Source organism: Polaribacter sp. HA6-7 (assembly GCF_055693625.1).
Genome location: NZ_CM146338.1, coordinates 2,675,031 through 2,693,853, shown reverse-complemented (window position 1 = coordinate 2,693,853; position 18,823 = coordinate 2,675,031). Strand labels below are relative to the sequence as shown.

General features: G+C 30.2%; 10 protein-coding genes, 1 tRNA gene and 6 pseudogenes. 8 read left to right on the top strand and 9 right to left on the bottom strand.

Features of this window, described 5'->3' with window-relative positions; all coding sequences use genetic code 11:
- Positions 1-24 precede the first annotated feature (24 nt).
- A complete protein-coding gene (locus tag ACZ1HD_RS15060; protein ID WP_472687909.1) occupies positions 25-198 on the top strand; it encodes a hypothetical protein in 174 nt (57 codons plus the stop codon).
- A 1-nt stretch (position 199) separates the two neighbouring features.
- Here ACZ1HD_RS15060 and ACZ1HD_RS15055 read toward each other — a convergent pair.
- Positions 200-1,155, bottom strand: a pseudogene (locus ACZ1HD_RS15055) (L-threonylcarbamoyladenylate synthase).
- Between the two features lie 119 nt (positions 1,156-1,274).
- Here ACZ1HD_RS15055 and ACZ1HD_RS15050 point away from each other — a divergent pair.
- Together ACZ1HD_RS15050 and ACZ1HD_RS15045 are read left to right on the top strand one after the other, a co-directional pair.
- Positions 1,275-1,493, top strand: coding sequence for a hypothetical protein (locus ACZ1HD_RS15050; protein ID WP_472687908.1), 219 nt, complete (start codon positions 1,275-1,277; stop codon positions 1,491-1,493).
- 134 nt (positions 1,494-1,627) lie between these two features.
- Entirely contained in the window at positions 1,628-1,813 is a 186-nt protein-coding gene (locus ACZ1HD_RS15045; protein ID WP_472687907.1) for a hypothetical protein, read from the top strand.
- Between the two features lie 90 nt (positions 1,814-1,903).
- On the opposite strand, the gene ACZ1HD_RS15040 is transcribed toward ACZ1HD_RS15045, so the two are convergent.
- Together ACZ1HD_RS15040 and polA are read right to left on the bottom strand one after the other, a co-directional pair.
- The gene (locus ACZ1HD_RS15040) at positions 1,904-2,281 is read right to left on the bottom strand and encodes a hypothetical protein (RefSeq protein ID WP_472687906.1); all 378 of its coding nucleotides are present in this window, start codon (positions 2,279-2,281) and stop codon (positions 1,904-1,906) included.
- A gap of 2 nt (positions 2,282-2,283) precedes the next feature.
- Positions 2,284-5,129, bottom strand: a pseudogene (gene polA, locus ACZ1HD_RS15035) (DNA polymerase I).
- Positions 5,130-5,283: 154 nt separating this feature from the next.
- Here polA and ACZ1HD_RS15030 point away from each other — a divergent pair.
- A pseudogene (locus ACZ1HD_RS15030) lies at positions 5,284-6,475 on the top strand (metallophosphoesterase).
- A 117-nt stretch (positions 6,476-6,592) separates the two neighbouring features.
- A complete protein-coding gene (locus ACZ1HD_RS15025) occupies positions 6,593-6,886 on the top strand; it encodes a thioredoxin family protein (RefSeq protein ID WP_077810280.1) in 294 nt (97 codons plus the stop codon).
- A 286-nt stretch (positions 6,887-7,172) separates the two neighbouring features.
- On the opposite strand, the gene ACZ1HD_RS15020 is transcribed toward ACZ1HD_RS15025, so the two are convergent.
- The gene (locus ACZ1HD_RS15020; protein ID WP_472689368.1) at positions 7,173-7,427 is read right to left on the bottom strand and encodes a polysaccharide deacetylase family protein; all 255 of its coding nucleotides are present in this window, start codon (positions 7,425-7,427) and stop codon (positions 7,173-7,175) included.
- A 216-nt stretch (positions 7,428-7,643) separates the two neighbouring features.
- Positions 7,644-10,750, bottom strand: a pseudogene (locus ACZ1HD_RS15015) (glycosyltransferase family 117 protein).
- 171 nt (positions 10,751-10,921) lie between these two features.
- Here ACZ1HD_RS15015 and ACZ1HD_RS15010 point away from each other — a divergent pair.
- From ACZ1HD_RS15010 to ACZ1HD_RS15000, 3 genes are all read left to right on the top strand, one after another.
- Positions 10,922-10,993, top strand: a tRNA-Gln gene (locus ACZ1HD_RS15010).
- A gap of 194 nt (positions 10,994-11,187) precedes the next feature.
- Positions 11,188-11,589: a DUF421 domain-containing protein gene (locus ACZ1HD_RS15005; protein WP_472687905.1), complete on the top strand. Its 402-nt coding sequence runs from the start codon at positions 11,188-11,190 to the stop codon at positions 11,587-11,589.
- Positions 11,590-11,699: 110 nt separating this feature from the next.
- Entirely contained in the window at positions 11,700-12,098 is a 399-nt protein-coding gene (locus tag ACZ1HD_RS15000; protein ID WP_340932306.1) for a VOC family protein, read from the top strand.
- 69 nt (positions 12,099-12,167) lie between these two features.
- On the opposite strand, the gene thrC is transcribed toward ACZ1HD_RS15000, so the two are convergent.
- The 4 genes and pseudogenes from thrC to ACZ1HD_RS14980 all read right to left on the bottom strand — a co-directional run bounded on the left by thrC (position 12,168) and on the right by ACZ1HD_RS14980 (position 18,792).
- On the bottom strand, positions 12,168-13,451 hold the full coding sequence (gene thrC / locus ACZ1HD_RS14995; protein WP_472687904.1) for a threonine synthase: 1,284 nt from the start codon (positions 13,449-13,451) through the stop codon (positions 12,168-12,170).
- Between the two features lie 92 nt (positions 13,452-13,543).
- Complete coding sequence (locus ACZ1HD_RS14990) at positions 13,544-14,473, bottom strand: homoserine kinase (RefSeq protein ID WP_340932310.1); 930 nt, start codon at positions 14,471-14,473, stop codon at positions 13,544-13,546.
- A gap of 4 nt (positions 14,474-14,477) precedes the next feature.
- A pseudogene (gene thrA, locus ACZ1HD_RS14985) lies at positions 14,478-16,916 on the bottom strand (bifunctional aspartate kinase/homoserine dehydrogenase I).
- A 318-nt stretch (positions 16,917-17,234) separates the two neighbouring features.
- Positions 17,235-18,792 (bottom strand): annotated as a pseudogene (locus tag ACZ1HD_RS14980) (hypothetical protein).
- Between the last annotated feature and the right edge of the window lie 31 nt (positions 18,793-18,823).

The window sequence follows — 18,823 nt, the reverse complement described above, 5'->3', positions numbered from 1 at the left end:
TTTGTACAATTACAAACAAACTTAGTGGTAAGATGGGAGTATATACCTGGTTCGGAATTATTTTTAGTTTGGGCTAGAGGTTCTGCAGGTTCTCAAAATATAAACGACTCTTTAACTGATAGTGTAAGCAATCAAATTTTTGATGTTCCTGCAAATGATACTTTTCTATTAAAAGCAACGTATAGGTTTGTAAGATAAATTATTTAAATGTAGCGCGTTGTAATCTATCATTTATAGATTTTCCTAAGCCATTATTAGGAAAACGCTCTGCAATTATAATATCTAAATTTTGGCTATCTAAAGTGTGCATGGCGTTGTATAGGTTAGTAGCAGCTTCTTGCATAGAATTGTTTTTAGAAAGAATAATTTCTGTTATCTCATTATTATTTACAGAGGAATTAAATACTAAAACTCCGATTTTTTTATCGTTATGTTTTTGTATTTCAGAAGCAACATCATCAACTAAATATGTTGTAGTTTTTGGTGCGTAATGTCTTGCCAACATTCCAGGAGCATCAGGTTTAACTTCTTTCTTATTTAAAATTGTAATTTTACCAACAACAGCTTCTATTTCTTCTAAAGCCAAAGCACCTAATCGATAAATAATTGGCTCGTTGTTGTTAAAACCAATAATAGTAGATTCTATTCCGTTTGCGCAAGATCCGCCGTCTAAAACCTGAGAAATTTCATTGTTAAAATAACTTTCTACATGTTCTGGTTTAGTAGGGCTAATACTGCCAAAAGGATTTGCACTTGGTGCTGCCAAAGGAAAATCGATACTATTTAAAAGTTCTAATGTTACCGGATGATTTGGTATACGAACAGCAACAGTGTCTTTACCGGCTGTAATTAAATCAGGAATATTTTTATTCTTTTTTAAAACTAAAGTCATAGAACCTGGCCAAAAAGCATCTGCTAATAATTTTGCTTTCTCTGGAATATCAACAACAATATCTTTTAGCGCTTCCTTAGAAGGGATGTGTACAATCAACGGATTAAAAAAGGTCTTTTTTTAGTAGAAAAGATACTTTTAATAGCTTTCTCACTAAAAATATTTCCTGCCAATCCATAAACTGTTTCTGTAGGTATTGCTACTAACTTCTCATCAGTTAATAATTGCGCTGCTTTTTGTATGTCTTTAGATATTATGCTCATAATTGGTTGCAAAATTACATATAAAATTCATTTATTGAAATAAGGGAAATTAACTTTTAATTGGTTGGTGTAAAACGGAATAGTTATTGATGACTTAAATCTCAAAAAAAGATAGCCAAATGAAAAGAACACTACTTTCAATTTTAGCACTTACAGTATTTCAAATAACCTTCTCTCAAGAAAAATTAGGACGACCTTTTTTTACTGCAGATTTAAACTTTACACTAGGTATAAATGAAGATTATGAAATAGGGAATGATGATGATAACGGACCACTTATTGTGCCTTCTGCTTTCTTTTTAGAGTTGGTTTTGGTTACGAGTTTAAAAAAAGACTAGCTGTCGCTTTAAATGGTGGTTACGATTTTCATTTTAATTATGCTGTAGATGCTTTTCCAGCGTATGGTAGTTTACGGTATAATATTACAGAAAAAGAAAATAACAATCATTTTGTAGAAGTTAGATATGGTAAAATGTGGACACCTTCTTCTAGGTATTCAGACGGTAATTATTATGGTTTAGGTGTCGGAGTTCAAGTTGCCGGAGAAAAAAGATGGAACACTGTTTTTAGAATAGATTTTCATAGAAAAGGTATCTACGGGTTTAAAAATAACCGATTGGATAGTGTTTCTTTTGGTTTCGGATTTTCGTTTTTTTAGAAAACATTTTAAGCTAAATATGTGCCTTCTAAATGTTAGATATTTCGTTTCTTATTGGTTGTTACTTTTGTTAAAAAACCTGTCAAATTTTTAAGTCGCAGAAGGACAAAAAAGCAAATCTGTAGGTGTGTCTACATCATATAAATATTGATGAGCTCTTGTGACTTTTTTGCAAAAAGGTTCTATTAAAGATATCATTTTAATAAAACTTTCTAAAGTTAAAATACAGAAAAAAGTTTCATTGTCTTTCGTTAAAATACCTTCATCAGATTTAAACAAACCAAAAATTAAATTGCAATTTCTTGGTTCAATAAAGTCTATTTCAGCTAAATTTAATTTCTGTTTTTTATTGATGACAATTTCCTTCAATAAATTCTTAAATTTAAGAGCTTCTGTTTTGTCAAAATTATATAATCGAACTAAATTTTCATCAAGTCCGTTGTAGTTTTCTATGTAGTCTAATTTCATTTTTAATGTGCTTCTAACCAATTTTCACCTAAATCTATTTCTACATCTAACGGTACGCTCATTTTAAATGCGTTTTCCATTTCATGCTTAATAATTGGTCTAATAATTTCTAGCTCTTCTTTGTGTGCATCAAAAACCAATTCATCATGCACTTGTAAAAGCATTTTAGATTTAAAACCTTCTGCCTCGAATCGGTTATGAATATTTATCATTGCAAGTTTAATAATATCGGCTGCAGAACCTTGTATTGGTGCGTTTACTGCGTTTCTTTCTGCGCCGCTTCTTACCATTGCATTTCTAGAATTGATGTCTTTTAAATATCTACGTCTATTTAAAACGGTTTCTACATATCCTTTTTCTCTTGCAAATTCTACTTGAGAAGTCATGTAAGCTTTTAATTTAGGATACGTTTCGTAATACGTATCTATTAATTCTTTGGCTTCACTTCTAGATAAATTAGTTTGGTTGCTTAAACCAAAAGCAGAAACACCGTAAACAATACCAAAGTTTACGGTTTTTGCATTGCTACGTTGCTCTCTTGTAACATCTTCTAAAGCAACATTAAAAACCTTTGCAGCAGTAGAAGCATGAATATCTTCGCCGTTTTTAAAAGCATTTATCATGTTTTCTTCTTCACTTAATGCAGCAATAATTCTTAGTTCTATTTGCGAATAATCTGCCGCTAGTAAAACATAATTATCATCTTTAGGAACAAAAGCTTTTCTAACCTCTCTACCACGTTCTGTTCTAATTGGTATGTTCTGTAAATTAGGATTGTTAGAACTTAAACGACCTGTTGCAGCAACCGCTTGCATATATTCCGTATGAATTCTACCAGTTTTCGAATTAATTTCGTTTGGTAAAGCATCTACATATGTACTTTGTAGTTTTTTGTATTGTCTATATTCTTGAATGTCTCTAATTATTTTATGGTCTTTAGCTAAAAAGGATAAAATATCTTCGCCGGTTTTATATTGACCTGTTTTGGTCTTTTTAGGTTTTTTAACCAATTCCATTTTCTCGAAAAGCACAATTCCTAATTGTTTAGGTGATGCAATATTAAACTCTTCGCCAGCTTGTTCGTAAATTTCTTTTTCTAAACGATTAATATCATCAGACAAAGCAATCGAAAGTTCTTTTAGAAAATCTGTATTTACATTAATACCTTCAATTTCCATTGCCGTTAAAACCGATACCAATGGTAATTCTATCTCATTAAAAAGTTTGGTAACATTGCCACTTTCTAATTCTGATGTAAATAATTGCTTTAATTGAAAAGTGATATCTGCATCTTCTACCGCATATTCTGTTTGGTCTTTAATCGGTACAACGCGCATAGAAAGTTGGTTTTTACCTTTTTTACCAATTAATTCTGTAATAGAAACGGGTTGATAATTTAAATAGGTTTCTGCCAACATATCCATATTATGACGCATATCGGGATTGATTAAATAATGCGCAATCATAGTATCAAACAATTTACCTTTTACAGGCATGTTGTAATTTGATAAAACTTTAATGTCGTATTTTAAATTATGACCAATTTTTTCAATTTCTGATTCAAAAAATGGTCTAAATTCTTCTAATATTAATCTTGTTTCTTCTTGATCTTCCGGAAAAGAAACATAATAACCTTTTCCTTTTTCAAAAGAAAATGCAATTCCTATCAACTCTACTTCTAAAGCTTTTAAACCAGTTGTTTCTGTATCGAAACAAACAGATTTTTGAGCCATTAATTTTCGAAGTAATAGTTTTCTTGATAAAACAGAATCTAAATGCTGATAAAAATGATCGGTGTTATTAATTGTTTTAAATCCGGATGCAATGTCGGCATCAGAAACACTACCAGAACCTGGTGCAGCAAATAAATCAAATTGACCTTCTGGTGCAGTAACGGCTTTTTTTGCTGTAGTTTTTACTTTTTCTTCGGATGAGTTTTCTGCAGAATTTACTTTTTCTGCATTTTCAACAGCAAAAGTTCGTGTAAAGTTTACTAGTAAGTTTCTAAATTCTAATTCATTAAAAAGAGCGGTAACTTTTTCGATATCTGGTTGATCTAATTCAAAGTCTTTTGCATGAAAGGTAACAGGAACATCTAGCATAATTGTAGCTAGTTTTTTAGAAAGTAAGCCTAACTCACCGTTAGCTTCTAGTTTCTCTTTCATTTTTCCTTTTAACTCGTGTGTATTTGCTAAAAGGTTTTCCATAGAACCATAAGCAGCTAAAAATTTTTTGGCAGTTTTTTCTCCAACACCTGGTAATCCCGGAATGTTATCTGCAGAATCTCCCATCATCCCTAAGAAATCAATTACTTGCTCTGGTGTTTCTACGCCAAATTTTTCTTGTACTTCCGGTATTCCCCATATATCATAACCACCACCAAAACGAGGTTTGTACATAAAAATGTTTTCAGAAACCAATTGAGCAAAATCTTTGTCCGGTGTTACCATAAAAGTTTTATAACCTTCTTTTTCTGCTTGTTTAGAAAGTGTACCAATTACATCATCTGCCTCAAAACCTTCTTTAACCATAATAGGAATATGCATGGCTTTTAAAATTTCTTGAATATAAGGTACAGCCACTTTAATTGCTTCTGGTGTTTCATCTCTATTGGCTTTATAGGCTTCGAACATTTCTACTCGATCTACACTACCTCCTTTATCAAAACAAACCGCTAAATGATCTGGTCTTTCTCTTTTAATTACGTCTAAAAGAGAGTTCATAAAACCCATTATTGCAGAGGTGTCTAAACCTTTAGAATTAATTCTCGGATTTTTAATAAAAGCATAATATCCTCTAAAAATCAATGCAAAGGCATCTACTAAAAAACTCTTTTTTGATCTGACATATCTAAAATTTAATGGTAATTTTTTCTAAAATAGTTGTGGTTTTTTATGGCCACAGATGTTGCAGTAAAGCTACAAAACTTTAACATGCTATTAAAATTCAAACGAAATTATAACGCTTATCTTTACCGAATATTTTTTAAATAAAGATTCTTCATGAAAATGATAATTAGACTTGTTATTTTATTTGCCGTTATTATATTATTAGAGTTTTATGCTTTTCAGGCAATTAAAACAATTTCTAAAAATAAAATTATTCGTTTTGCATGGTTGTTTATAAGTGTAGCTGTGTATGCAAACTTTTTATATGTTGCATTAACTTATGATAGAGGTCAAGGGCAAACACCACAATTTCAAATGGCAATGGGTTTATTGCTTACCGTTTTAATTCCTAAAATAATTGTGTTGCTGTTTATGTTTGGCGAAGACATTTATAGGTGGTTTTTAAAATTAATTTCTGCTATTTCATCAGAAAATACAAAGCCTTTAGCTAGTCGAAGAAAATTTATATCGCAAATAGCTTTAGGTTTAGCGGCAATACCATTTGCATCTTTTATTTATGGTATTATACAAGGTAAATACAATTATAAAGTTTTAAAGTATCAATTATCTTTTAAAGATTTACCGAGATGCTTTTGATGGTTTTACAATTACACAAATTTCAGATATTCATTCTGGTAGTTTTACAAATAAAGAAAAGATTAAATACGGCGTAGATTTAATCAATCAGCAAAAATCTGATATTATGTTGTTTACAGGAGATATTGTAAATAATAAAGCAGATGAAATGGATGATTGGATTGATGTTTTTGATAAACTAGAAGCCAAAGAAGGTAAATATTCTATTTTAGGAAATCATGATTATGGTGATTATATGGATTGGAAGAATCCGCAAGACAAAATAGATAACTTTCAAAAAGTAAAAGATATTCATAAAAAGATAGGTTTCGATTTGTTGTTAGATGAACATCGATATCTAGAAAAAGACGGACAGAAAATTGCACTTTTAGGTGTAGAAAATTGGGGAAAAGGTTTCAACCAAGCCGGAGATTTAAAAAAGGCTTCTAAAAATATCAAAAAAGAAGATTTTAAAATTTTAATGTCTCACGATCCTAGTCATTGGGAAGAAATCGTTAAAAAAGACAATCTTAATTATCACTTAACATTAAGCGGTCATACACATGGTTTGCAAATGGGAATCGAAATACCCGGTTGGTTAAAATGGAGTCCTTCTCAATTTGTATACAAACAATGGGCAGGTTTGTATGAAGAAGCAGGTAGATTTATAAATGTAAACAGAGGTTTTGGTTATCATGCTTTTCCCGGGCGTGTTGGTATTTGGCCGTAAATTACGGTGATCGAGCTTAAAAAAGCTTGATAATCAGCTTATTCAAATAGATTTCTTATATTTGTGAATTAACAATTGACTAATTTATACGTTTTTACCTCTTAAAAAACTTATATCATGACAAAATTTGGAGAATTAATCAGTGTTCATAAACCAGTTCTTATAGATTTCTATGCAGAACTTTCGGATGCAGAAACTACCGTAGAAACCCTAAGAAGTGTAGCAGCAGCGTTAGGTGATAGAGCAAAAGTTATTAAAATAGATATTAATAAAAACGAAGTTCTTGCAGATGCTTTGCGTGTAAAAGGAAACCCAACGTTTATGATCTATAAAAACGGCGAAATGAAATGGCGTCAAACAGGTTATCAAGACGCAAACACATTAATTGGCTTGGTGCAGCAGTATTTTTAGAAGCTATTTCCTGCTTTCGCTACTCGCTTTTTCTTCGTTCCTAGAAAAGAGCTCAAACATGCCGCTCAATCAGGGCTAAACTATTTGCTAACTTTTATCTTTTAGCAATTATTCTATGGCCTTAAAAATAAAACCTTGCTTAGAAAGTTTTTCTAAAACCTTTGGCAGTACATAAGTAACTTTTTCGGCAGCTTTTACACTATCATGAAAAACAATAATACTACCGTTGTTTACGTTTTTTAAAACATTTTGTAGGCAATTCTCTTTAGATAACTTAGTGTCAAAATCACCGAGACAAAACCGTCCACATAATTATTTTAAAGCCTTTTTCTATTAAAATTCTAGCTTGCGATTTTTTAATTTTTCCGTAAGGCGGTCTAAATAATTTAGAGTCAGAATTTTGGTTAGAGTGTTTTAGGATGCTTTTTTCACAAGTTAAAACGTTATCAATATATACAGATGTATCGTTTTTCCAGCCATTAAAATGATTTTGAGTGTGATTACCTATTGTATGTCCATCAGAAATTATAGCATTAAAAATTTCAGGTTCATTCTCGATGTTTTTTCCAATGCAAAAAAAGTAGCTTTTGCATCGTATTTTTTCAATTCATTTAGAACAAATCTTGTAATTTCGGAGTTGGGCCATCATCAAAAGTTAAAAAAACTTCTTTTTTCTAAAGAAAAACGCCGAGATGTATTTAGAGAATAATCTCATTATAAAATCCGGCGTTCCGGGAAATATGCTTTCATTTTTGTATTACTCTTCGTCCGGCATTAAATGCCCAAAAAGTTTTACAGTGTCCATAAAATCTGTCTGAATTTTAGAAACGTAATCTTTATCATTACTACCTCTTTCTACTTGATCTATTAGGTTCTTAAACATGTATAAAGATTGGTCTATTTCATCAAAAATTAAATCACTATCATTTTTGTCAAACGTACTTAACCAAGTTAGTTTTTCGATAATTAACCTACTTAGTGTTTCTGCTGTTGCTTTTGCTTTATTATTTTCTCCTAAATTGTAATACATTTCTGGATACCCCAAAGATAAACTGTAGTGATCAAAATCTTCAATAGGCATTTTGCTTAAAGATAAGTCTAATACTTCTACTGCTTTAATTGTGTCACCTTGTTTTGCAAAAGCATCAGATAAGCGCATTAGGCTATTTCTAAGTGAAATTGCATTTCTTTTTGTTTGTTCGTCTAAATAGATTTCGCCACTATTTATATTTTTCCAATCTAGTTTATTAATGTTGGCGTACATTTTATCAGCATCTATTCTACCAATATCAAACAAACTTACTTCTCTTGGTCTGCCAGCTTCGTCTATATATTTTGCTGGCGTTTTAATTGGTACTAATTTAAAAGCCAAACCATCTAATTGTAAATAATCTTTTAACCAAATATATTCTTCATCGGCATTTGCACCACCAGTAAAGTAAATTGGGCGTTTCCAGTCGTTATTTGCTAAGATATCTAACATTAAAAGGCGGTTTTTTGTAATGCCTCTATCATCAATAGTAATATCTATAAAGTCTACAATTTTGTCTGCATCTTTTTGTGCAACAATTCCGCTTTTTAAAACGTTTTCTTTGTTTACAGGAATTCTAATTCTGTTTGTAGGATAATATTTTTCTTTGATATTTTCTTCTTCAACAATATAATAAGTTGCATCACTATCAGAAGAAATCCAACGCATAAAATCTTTAATTTCTATAATAGAATCTTTAAATCTTGGGTGTTCTATATGGTAAGCAATATCTAAACTACCATATTTATATTGATCGTGTTTTAATTGAGAAGGAATCGGAGGAGCATCATAAGTTGCTCTTTTCATTTGGTCGATATACCAATCTGTAGCAAATAAACTTGTGTTTACTAGCTTTAAATCTGTTCTAATACCTTCTACTTCTTGCATGTACCAAAGCGGGAAAGTATCATTATCTCCTATGGTAAACATAATTGCGTTTTCATCGCAACTTTCTAAATACGCTTGAGCATTTAAGCGTGTTGTATATCTGTTAGATCTATCGTGGTCATCCCAGTTTTCTGATGCCATTAATGTTGGTACCGCTAATAAAGAAACTACAGAAACTACAATTGCAATTGTTTTTTTGTTAGCAACATTTTTTAAGTATTCATAAAGAGCTAGCACTCCAAAGCCAATCCATATTGCAAAAATGTAAAAACTACCTACAACCGCATAATCTCTTTCTCTAGGTTCAAAAGGTTTTGGGTTTGTGTAAAATATAATTGCAAAACCAGTAAAAGCGAAAAATAAGAAAAGTGTAAAGAAGTTTTCTTTATCCCATTTTACTTGAAAAAATAAACCAATCATTCCTAAAATTAATGGTAAAAAATAATATTTATTTCTTCCTTTATTTTCTAAAACTTGAGACGGTAATTGTTGCTGAGAGCCTAATCGAACTTCGTCGATAGCATCGATACCGCTAATCCAGTTTCCGTTAAATAAATCTAATCGACCTTGAATATCGTTTTGTCTTCCAACAAAATTCCACATAAAATAACGACCATACATATAACCAAATTGATAGCTAAACATAAACTTTAGGTTTTCGCCAAAAGTGGGTCTTCTTTTACTATTTAAAGGAATACCTGCAATTTTTTTATACATTTCTTCGGATGCAGGATCTACCATTCTTGGAATAAAACCTTTATGCTTATCAGAGTAATTTGGTACAACATTCTTGTATTTGTTTACAATAACATATTTGCCATTTTTCTTTTCGTATTTAGGTTTGTCATCCTTTAAAGGATTGTTTGCATCTTGTTCTCTGCTGTATTTATTAGAGTAATAAGTGTCGTAAAACACATTTGCATCACCATATTGCTCACGTTCGTAATAGGCTAATAATTCTCTAGCACTAGAAGGGTTATTTTCGTTAATTGTAGTGTTTGCGTTTGCTCTAATTGGTAACATCATCCAAGACGAGAAACCAATCATAATAAATAAAACAGCAAGTATTAGCGTATTTGTGTGTACTTTTTTCTTTTTTCGAGTGTATTTTAATCCGAAGAAGAAAAGAGCCATTAAAATAATTGCAGCAATAATACTACCGTAATTGTATGGTAAGCCAATTGTATTGATAAAAAATAATTCTGAAGCACTAAAAAACTTAAGTGTAAAAGGAAATAAAAACTTAAAAACAAAAGCTAAAACAAAAACAGATAAAACTGTTGCAATTGCTGTAGATTTTAGATTGATGTTTTTATAAGTTTTAAAGAAATATAACATTACAATTGCAGGAATTACAAGTAATGATAAAATATGTACGCCAAAAGACAAACCAATAACAAAACTTATTAGAATTAGCCATTTGTTACCACGTGCAGTGTGTAATTCACTTTCCCATTTAAGACCTAGCCAAAATAAAATAGCCATTAAAAAAGAAGACATCGCATACACTTCTCCTTCTACGGCACTAAACCAAAAACTATCAGAAAAAGTATAGGCTAAAGAACCTACAATACTACTTCCTAAAATTGCTATATAGCTACCTTGTGTTAATTTTCCTGATTTTAAAGCTAATTTTTCACCTAAATTGGTAATAGTCCGAACATAAACAAAATAGTAAATGCACTAGCTAAAGCAGACATAAAGTTTACCATTTTGGCAATTTCAGAACTTTCTGATGTAAACATTGCAAAAAATGCGCCTAACATTTGAAATAAAGGTGCACCTGGCGGATGCCCAACTTCTAGTTTTACAGAAGTTGCTATATATTCTCCAACATCCCAAGCACTAACTGTTGGTTCTATTGTTAAAGAGTAGGTTATTAGCGCAATTACAAACGTGAACCATCCTAAAATGATATTCCATTTTTTAAAGTTTGCTGATGTCATAAGAAATACTTAATTATGTGTGGGCGAATTTAACAATAAATAAATATATAAACATTTAAAAGTGGGTTTTTAGACTTAAAAAAGCTCATAAATCTTTGTTAAAGAAAAAAATATTTAAAAATGTTTGTGAGTTTAAAAGAAAGTTTTAAATTTGCACCCGCATTAAAGCATTGGCCTATGGTGTAATTGGTAACACACCGGTTTTTGGTACCGACATTCAAGGTTCGAGTCCTTGTAGGCCAACAAAAAAGTCCTAACAAATTTAATTTGTTAGGACTTTTTATTTGTTTCTTATATTTTTATACAAAAATAAGAACATGAAAGAATGGATTTTCACCAATTATAATACACTGCAATTTATATTTATATCTTGTTTGGGTATCTATCTTATCATAATATTACTCACTAAAATTTTCGGCAAACGTAGCTTTTCTAAAATGTCTAGTTTCGATTTTGCTTGCACAATTGCAATAGGTTCTATTATTGCATCAACATTACTTTCTAAGTCCGTTTCTTTATTTGAAGGTGTATTTGGTTTGACTACAATTTATGTATTACAAGGCATAACCGCATATTTAAGAAGGTTTCAGTTTTTTAGAAATATTGTAGATAACGAACCATTATTTTTAATGAAGAATGATCAAATTTTGTGGGAAAACCTTAAAAAGGCAAAGGTTACCGAAGGAGATTTAAGAGCGAAGTTAAGAGAAGCAAATGTTTTAAAATTATCTGAAGTAAAAGCTGTAATTTTTGAGACAACAGGTGATATTTCTGTTTTACATTCATCAGAAGAATTATCTGTAGATGATTGGTTGATTAAAGATGTCTTAGATCGCTAATTTATCTAAAAATAGAGATAGCGTTAATATAAAAATCATTTAAGCTAAAGCATAAAGTAGTAGTATTCTATTTTTGAATCATAGAATATTAATCTTTAAAATTTAGAAAAATGAAAGTACAATCTTATTTAGCGTTCGATGGAAATTGTCAAGAGGCATTAAATTTTTATGGAGAATTATTTGATGCAAAAGTAGAGAATAGAATAACATACGAAGACAAGAAAATTGATGTGCCATCATCATATAGGAAAAAACTACAACACGCAGAATTAAAAGGTAAAGGTGTGAATTTTATGGCTTATGATGCTGCGCCTGATACTCCAATAAATTCAGGAAATCAAGTGCATATGAGTGTAGATTTTAATCAAAAAGAAGAAGCAAAATCTGTTTTTGAAAATTTATCTAAAAACGGAGTTGTGCATCACGAGTTTAGAGAAAGAGAATGGGGTTTTTTTGGTAGATGTACAGATGAGTTTGGTATAAATTGGATGGTAAATGCTAAAAACTAAATTTCTATTATAACATAAAAAAAGGATTACAGCTCTGTTGTAATCCTTTTTTTATGCTTTAAAAAGTTATTATTTTAAAAGAAAATCTTTTAAATCTTGATAATTAGAAACTTTTAAAGCAACTTTTTTATTATTAATTACCTTTTTTATTTGAGCAGGAATTTCAACTTTAACAGGCAATGTTTCTTCTACAACATCTAAAAACTTAACAGGATGCGCAGTTTCTAAAAACACACCAAAATCACTATCTTTTAATTTATATTCTTGTAAACCTAGATAACCAACAGCGCCATGAGGATCCGGAACATAACCAGAGTTTTTATAAATTTCTTTCATTGTCGCTTTTGTTTCATCATCAGAAAAACTGTAAGAAGAAAATGCATTTTTTAAAGATTCTAAATCATTGTTAAATAATTCTTGAATTCTTATAAAGTTACTTGGATTCCCAACATCCATAGCATTAGAAATAGTTGCTTTTGATGGTTTAGGCTTGTAAACTCCATCTTTTAAGTAGTTTGGAACCGTGTCATTAACGTTTGTTGATGCAACAAAATGCTTTATAGGTAAGCCGATTTTCTGAGCCATAATTCCGGCACAAATATTACCAAAGTTTCCGCTAGGAACAGAAAAAACAATGTCTTTATGTTGCTTATGTAGTTCTTTGTAGGCAAAGAAAAAATAGAACATCTGCGGTAACCACCTTGCAACGTTAATAGAATTTGCAGAGGTTAAGGTTTTGGTTATTTCTTCATCTAAAAAGGCAGTTTTTACCATTTCTTGGCAATCGTCAAAAACACCATCTACTTCTAAAGCTGTAATATTTTGTCCTAAAGTTGTTAATTGTTTCTCTTGAATGTCGCTTACTTTGCCTGATGGGTATAAAATAACAACATTTACACCTTTTGCACCTAAAAATCCATTAGCTACCGCGCCACCTGTGTCTCCGGAAGTTGCAACTAAAACAGTTACTTCTTCTGAATTGTCTTCATTAAAATACTCTAGACATTGTGCCATAAATTTTGCACCAACATCTTTAAAAGCCATGGTTGGTCCGTGAAAAAGCTCTAAAGACGCAACATTTTTATCAACCTTCACCAAAGGAAAATCGAATGAAACTGTATTTGCAATAATTTCTTTTAATTTTTTTGTCGGAATTTCATCACCTACAAATTGTTTAATTACTTCATAAGCAATTTCATGATTAGAGTAATCTGAAATATTTTCGATGAAATCGCTAGAAAGTGGCGTGATATTATCCGGAAAATAAATTCCTCTATCTTTTGCTAAACCTTGTACAACGGCATTTTTAAATGTTGATTTTGGTGATTTATGATGTAAACTGTAATAGTTCATTTTTTTTGATTATTAGTCATTGCGAGAGAAACGAAGCAACCGATTTGTTAGAAAGAGATTACTTCAGTCATTTTCTTTCTTTGTAATGACGATTAATTACTATTTAATATTTTCATACCATCAGGATTTACTTTCGAAATGTACATTTCAAAATCGATACCTGTTTCTTTGTAAGTTTCTTTGATGCTTTGATGTACTTTATTCGCAATTTCATCACCTTTACAAAGTGCAAAAATTGTTGGACCAGAACCACTAATTCCAGCACCTAAAGCATCTGCTTTTAAGGCGCTATTTTTTACGTTGTCAAAAAACGGAATTAATTTTTTTCGATGCGGTTCTACTATAATATCAACCAAAGAATTACTAATTAATTGATAATTGTTTGTGTACAAACCGCTAATTAACCCACCAACATTTGCCCATTGTGTAACTGCATCGTTTAAGTCTATTTTAGAAGGTAATACTTCTCTAGCATCTTTTGTTTTTACTTCTATCTGCGGATGAATAGCAACAGCTCTTAACTCATTTGGTACAGGTAATTTTATGATTTCTAAAGGCTCGTAGCTTCTAACCAATACAAAACCACCATAAATTGCAGCTGCAACATTATCTGCAATTGCAGAACCGCAAGCAACTTTTTCGCCAAACATAGCAAATTTTGTAAGTTCTAAATTAGAAAACACGTTGTTAAGTAATTTATTTGTACCAAAAGCAGCACCCGCAGCACTTGCAGCAGAACTACCTAAGCCACTACCCGGAGAAAAACCTTTGTGAATTGTTAAAGCTACGCCAAAATCTGCATTTGCATCTTCTAGCATTTTTTTTACAACTGCACTTGCTGCATTTTTATCAACATCATACGTTAAATTTGCGCCTGTAATATTTGTTATTTTAACTCCTTTTTCTTGCGTTTTTGTAAAAGTCATTTCATCGCCAATAGTATCAACAGCAAAACCAAGAGAATCAAATCCGCAAGAAACATTGGCAACTGTTGCCGGAGAAAATATTTTTAGATAATTCATTATTTTATTGATTTGCAATTCTAATAACATCAGCAAAAATACCGAAGCAGTAACATCTGCACCAGCACCAGCACCTTTTATAATTAATGGATTTTCTCGGATATCTTTCTGTAAAGAAAAGTACAATATTATCGCTACCTTCTAAATTATAAAAAGGATGATCTGCAGAAATATGTTGTAAACCAACATTTGCTTTACCGTTTTCGAATTCGGCAACATACTTTAATCTACACTCTTTATCGTTTGCTTCTTGAAAAATATGCTGAAAATGTGTTTCATTTTTAATTAACGAATCATAAAAGTCTTTGTTATTTGAAGTTGCAAGACTTTCTTCTAGCAAAAAGAATTATTTGTAATGTCTTCTAATTCTAGGTTATAGCCGCTTTCTCTAGCTAAAATTAAAATTTTTCTAGCAACATCTACACCGCTTAAATCTATTTTTGGATCTGGTTCTGTATAACCTTCTTTTTGAGCTTCTGCCACAACATCATGAAAAGTTGCATCTTCATCAAAATTATTAAAAACAAAGTTTAAGCTACCGAGATAAAACTGCTTGAATTTTATGAATTCTATCGCCGTAATTTATCAAGTTTTTTAGCGTGTCTATAATTGGTAAACCGGCACCAACGTTTGTTTCGAATAAAAATGAAGCATTATATTTTCTAGAAACTTGTTTTAAGGTTTTGTAATTACTAAAGCTAGATGCGCAAGCAATTTTATTACAAGTAACTACAGAAATACTTTCACGTAAATATTTTTCGTAAACTTCTGAGACTTCTTTATTTGCTGTATTATCTACAAACACACTGTTTACTAGGTTGCAAGATTTAACTTTATTATAAAAACTATCAAGACTAGTTGGTTCGCCGTTATTTAAAGCCTCTTTCCAGTTTTTTAGGTTGATACCGCTTTCATCAAAAAACATTTTTTTAGAATTTGCAATACCAATCACTTTAATTTTTAATTTTAAGTTTTCTTTTAGAAACTTTTTTTGCTGATTAATTTGAGCTAAAAATCGTTCGCCAACATTACCAACACCTGTAACAAAAAGGTTTAATTGTTTTATTTTTTCTTCAAAAAATTGCTCGTGTAAAGTTGTAAGAGCCTTTTTAGCATCAAATTTATTAATTACTGCAGAAATGTTTTTTTCTGATGAACCTTGGGCAATTGCTCTAACATTTACGTTGTTTCTACCCAATGCGCTAAACATTTGACCGCTTAAACCTTGATGGTTTTTCATACTTTCTCCAACAACAGCAATAATTGCCAAATTACTTTCTACAATAATTGGTTTTATTTTTTTCTAGCAATTTCTATACTAAAAGTTTCTTCTAATAATTCTTTAGATTTTAAAGCATCATTTTCATAAACACCAACACAGATTGAGTGTTCTGAAGAAGCCTGAGTTATAAAAACTACATTTATTTTTTCTTGAGAAAGTGTTTCGAATAAACGTTTTGAAAAACCAGGAATTCCAATCATTCCGCCACCTTCTAAAGTAATTAAGCTGATGTCTTCAATATGAGAAATTCCTTTTACTCCGTTATTGTTTTTTGGGTTTTTAGAAATTAAAGTTCCGTTATTTTCTCGGATCGAAAGTATTTTTAATTCTAATAGGAATTTCTTTTCTTAAAGATGGCTGAATTGTTGGTGGATACAACACTTTTGCTCCGAAATGAGATAATTCCATAGCTTCTTCATAAGAAATTTCTGAAATAGGAAAAGCTTGTTTTACAATTCTAGGATTTGCTGTGTACATTCCGCTAACATCTGTCCGGATTTGAAGCTCATTGGCGTCTAATGCAGCTGCATAAATAGAAGCTGTAAAATCTGAACCACCTCTACCTAAAGTGGTAGTTTCTTTAGCAGAATTAGATGCAATAAATCCGCCTAAAATAACCACTTGATTATTATTGTTGTTAAAGTAAGTGGTAATGTTTTCGTTAGAAATTTTAAAATTAACTTGTGCGTTTAAGTGATTGTTGTTCGTAATTATTAAATCTCTACTTTCTTTATGGCTAGCATTTAAAGTTTCTTTAGCAGCATTGGCAATAATAAAAGAAGATAATCTTTCGCCAAAACTAGCAACTTTTGCTAATGTTTTATCAGATAATTCTTGTAGTAAAAAGATACCTTCGTAAATAGAATTTAATCTTTTAAATAAGTCAAAAACTTCTTTTGAAACTACATCCATATCTTTAGTGATAAGGTTTTCTATAATTTCAAAATGTAAATTTTTTATAGTTTCTAAAGTGTTTTTAGCGATATTGATATCAACAATAGCCTCGTTTGCTGCGGCTAAAAGTTTGTCTGTAGTTTTACCAAAAGCAGAAACAACAATTACTACTTTTTCGTTTTTAGATTCTTTAGCAACTATGGCTAAAACTTTTTCTATGTTTTCTGAGCTTGCGACAGATGATCCGCCAAATTTTAATACTTTCATTGGTAATGAATAGTTTGTATAATTTATTTTTTATTGATGTAACTTCGAGAAATCGAAATTAAGTATAACCTAAGATGATATGAATATATAAAAACCCCTAAAGGGTAATTGTTGTAGAAGATGTGCGTGTAATAGTAGCCATAGAAATACCAACTATAGAAATAGTTTTTAAAGTTTTTGTATGTAAATTAGAATTACTCACGCAACAAATGTATTATTTATATTTAATAGCGACTTAAATAATGAGAATTATTTTAACTTTTACGTTGATTTATGTGTAATATGTAAAATTTAAGTATTAAAAATATAAATATGAAATTATTTTGAAATCAATTTTGATTTTTCTTTAATTATTGTAGCTATAGTTTTGTTTTCGATCTTACTTTCTAACCAAGATAAAATATCTAAATATAAGAAAGCTCTTTTTTCATACGGATGATTTTCGAAGACTTTAAGTTTTGCATGAATTTTTTGAATTCGTTTTTAATTTCATGCGGAAAAACATCGCTTAAATCTCTAATAGAAGTTAAAAATACTTTTTGCACTTCTTGTAAGTTTTCCATTTTTAATAGAAACTTATAAGTGTCTACAAATTGTCTTTCTAAATCGTAATCTAAACCACATTCGTAATGTGCTATTAGGTTTAATATACGAGCAAAACATTGTAAATCTTCTGCAGAACTTAAGTTTTTAGACTTAATAATCTTTTGTAAATAAGCAATACATAACCTGTTTTCTCCCATTCCGAAATACAGACAAGCAATTTTATAGTAAAGTAGTACTACATAATGATTGTCTAATCTATTTTTATACTCTTCTATTTTGTCATTTATAATTTCTACTAAATATTCACCTTGCTCGAAAGTTCCTTCTAAAAAGTGAAGGTGCAGTTTATTAGAGTAGAAATATAAAAAGATTAGTAGTTCTGTATTTGTGTTTAACGGAATTTCTTTATTATCTATTTCATTTTCAAATGCAGCTAATTCTTCTTTAAATGTTGATGTTTTTTTACTAAAAAAGAAGCTTCTAAAAGGTAGTTTTTAGATTTTAAATAAAAAACAGGATGTAAGTTGATCAATTTAGAATTGTCAAATAAATCGACACATTTTTTAGCATATTTGTAACTAAGTAAAAAATCTTGAATCAAAAAACTATGCCATAAATGGGCTTTATATAACCAAAGCTTTTCTCTAAACCCTAAGTTTTGATATTTGTATTTAGGCATTTTGCTGTTAAAATACTTCTCTACAAACAATAATTCTTCTTCATTTTTTACATAACCATTTTGTAGTAAGTGACTATATAATTGTAATGATAAGTTAGAGAGTTTACTTGCGATAACATTCTGCTGACTTAGCTCTTTTGCTTGCACAGATAATTGATCTGCTCTTGTGCTAATACTTCTTGTTATATATTGTGTTTCTATTACCTTTTCTAATTCTACAATTTCGTAAGCAATATTTTTCTCTTCATTATCTAAAGCCATGTTTTTGGCTTTTTCTAGTAATTTTAAACTTTGTTTGTATAATCCTTTTTGATAAAGTACTGTTGCAAAATCTAATTGTTCTCTTATTTGAATCCTTACATTTTTGTGAGCGGGATTTAAACGCAGACTAATTAATATTTGTTTATATAAATGCGCTTTTAAATTAGAAAGTTGTTGTTTAGATACAATTCCGCTTCCAATAATAACTTTTTCATCATAGACTTTTAGCTTTTCTAAAAACTTAAATAAAGAAAAAAACTTTGCATCAATATTACCACCCAATCGACCTACATATAGGTTGAATTGTCTCTTTTCAGACTTTGTTAAAGACTTAATTAGAACAAATAAAGCATCATTTTGTTGATTGACGGATGTAATGATTTTACTCATAATATATTGGTAATCAGTTTTTTAAATATTT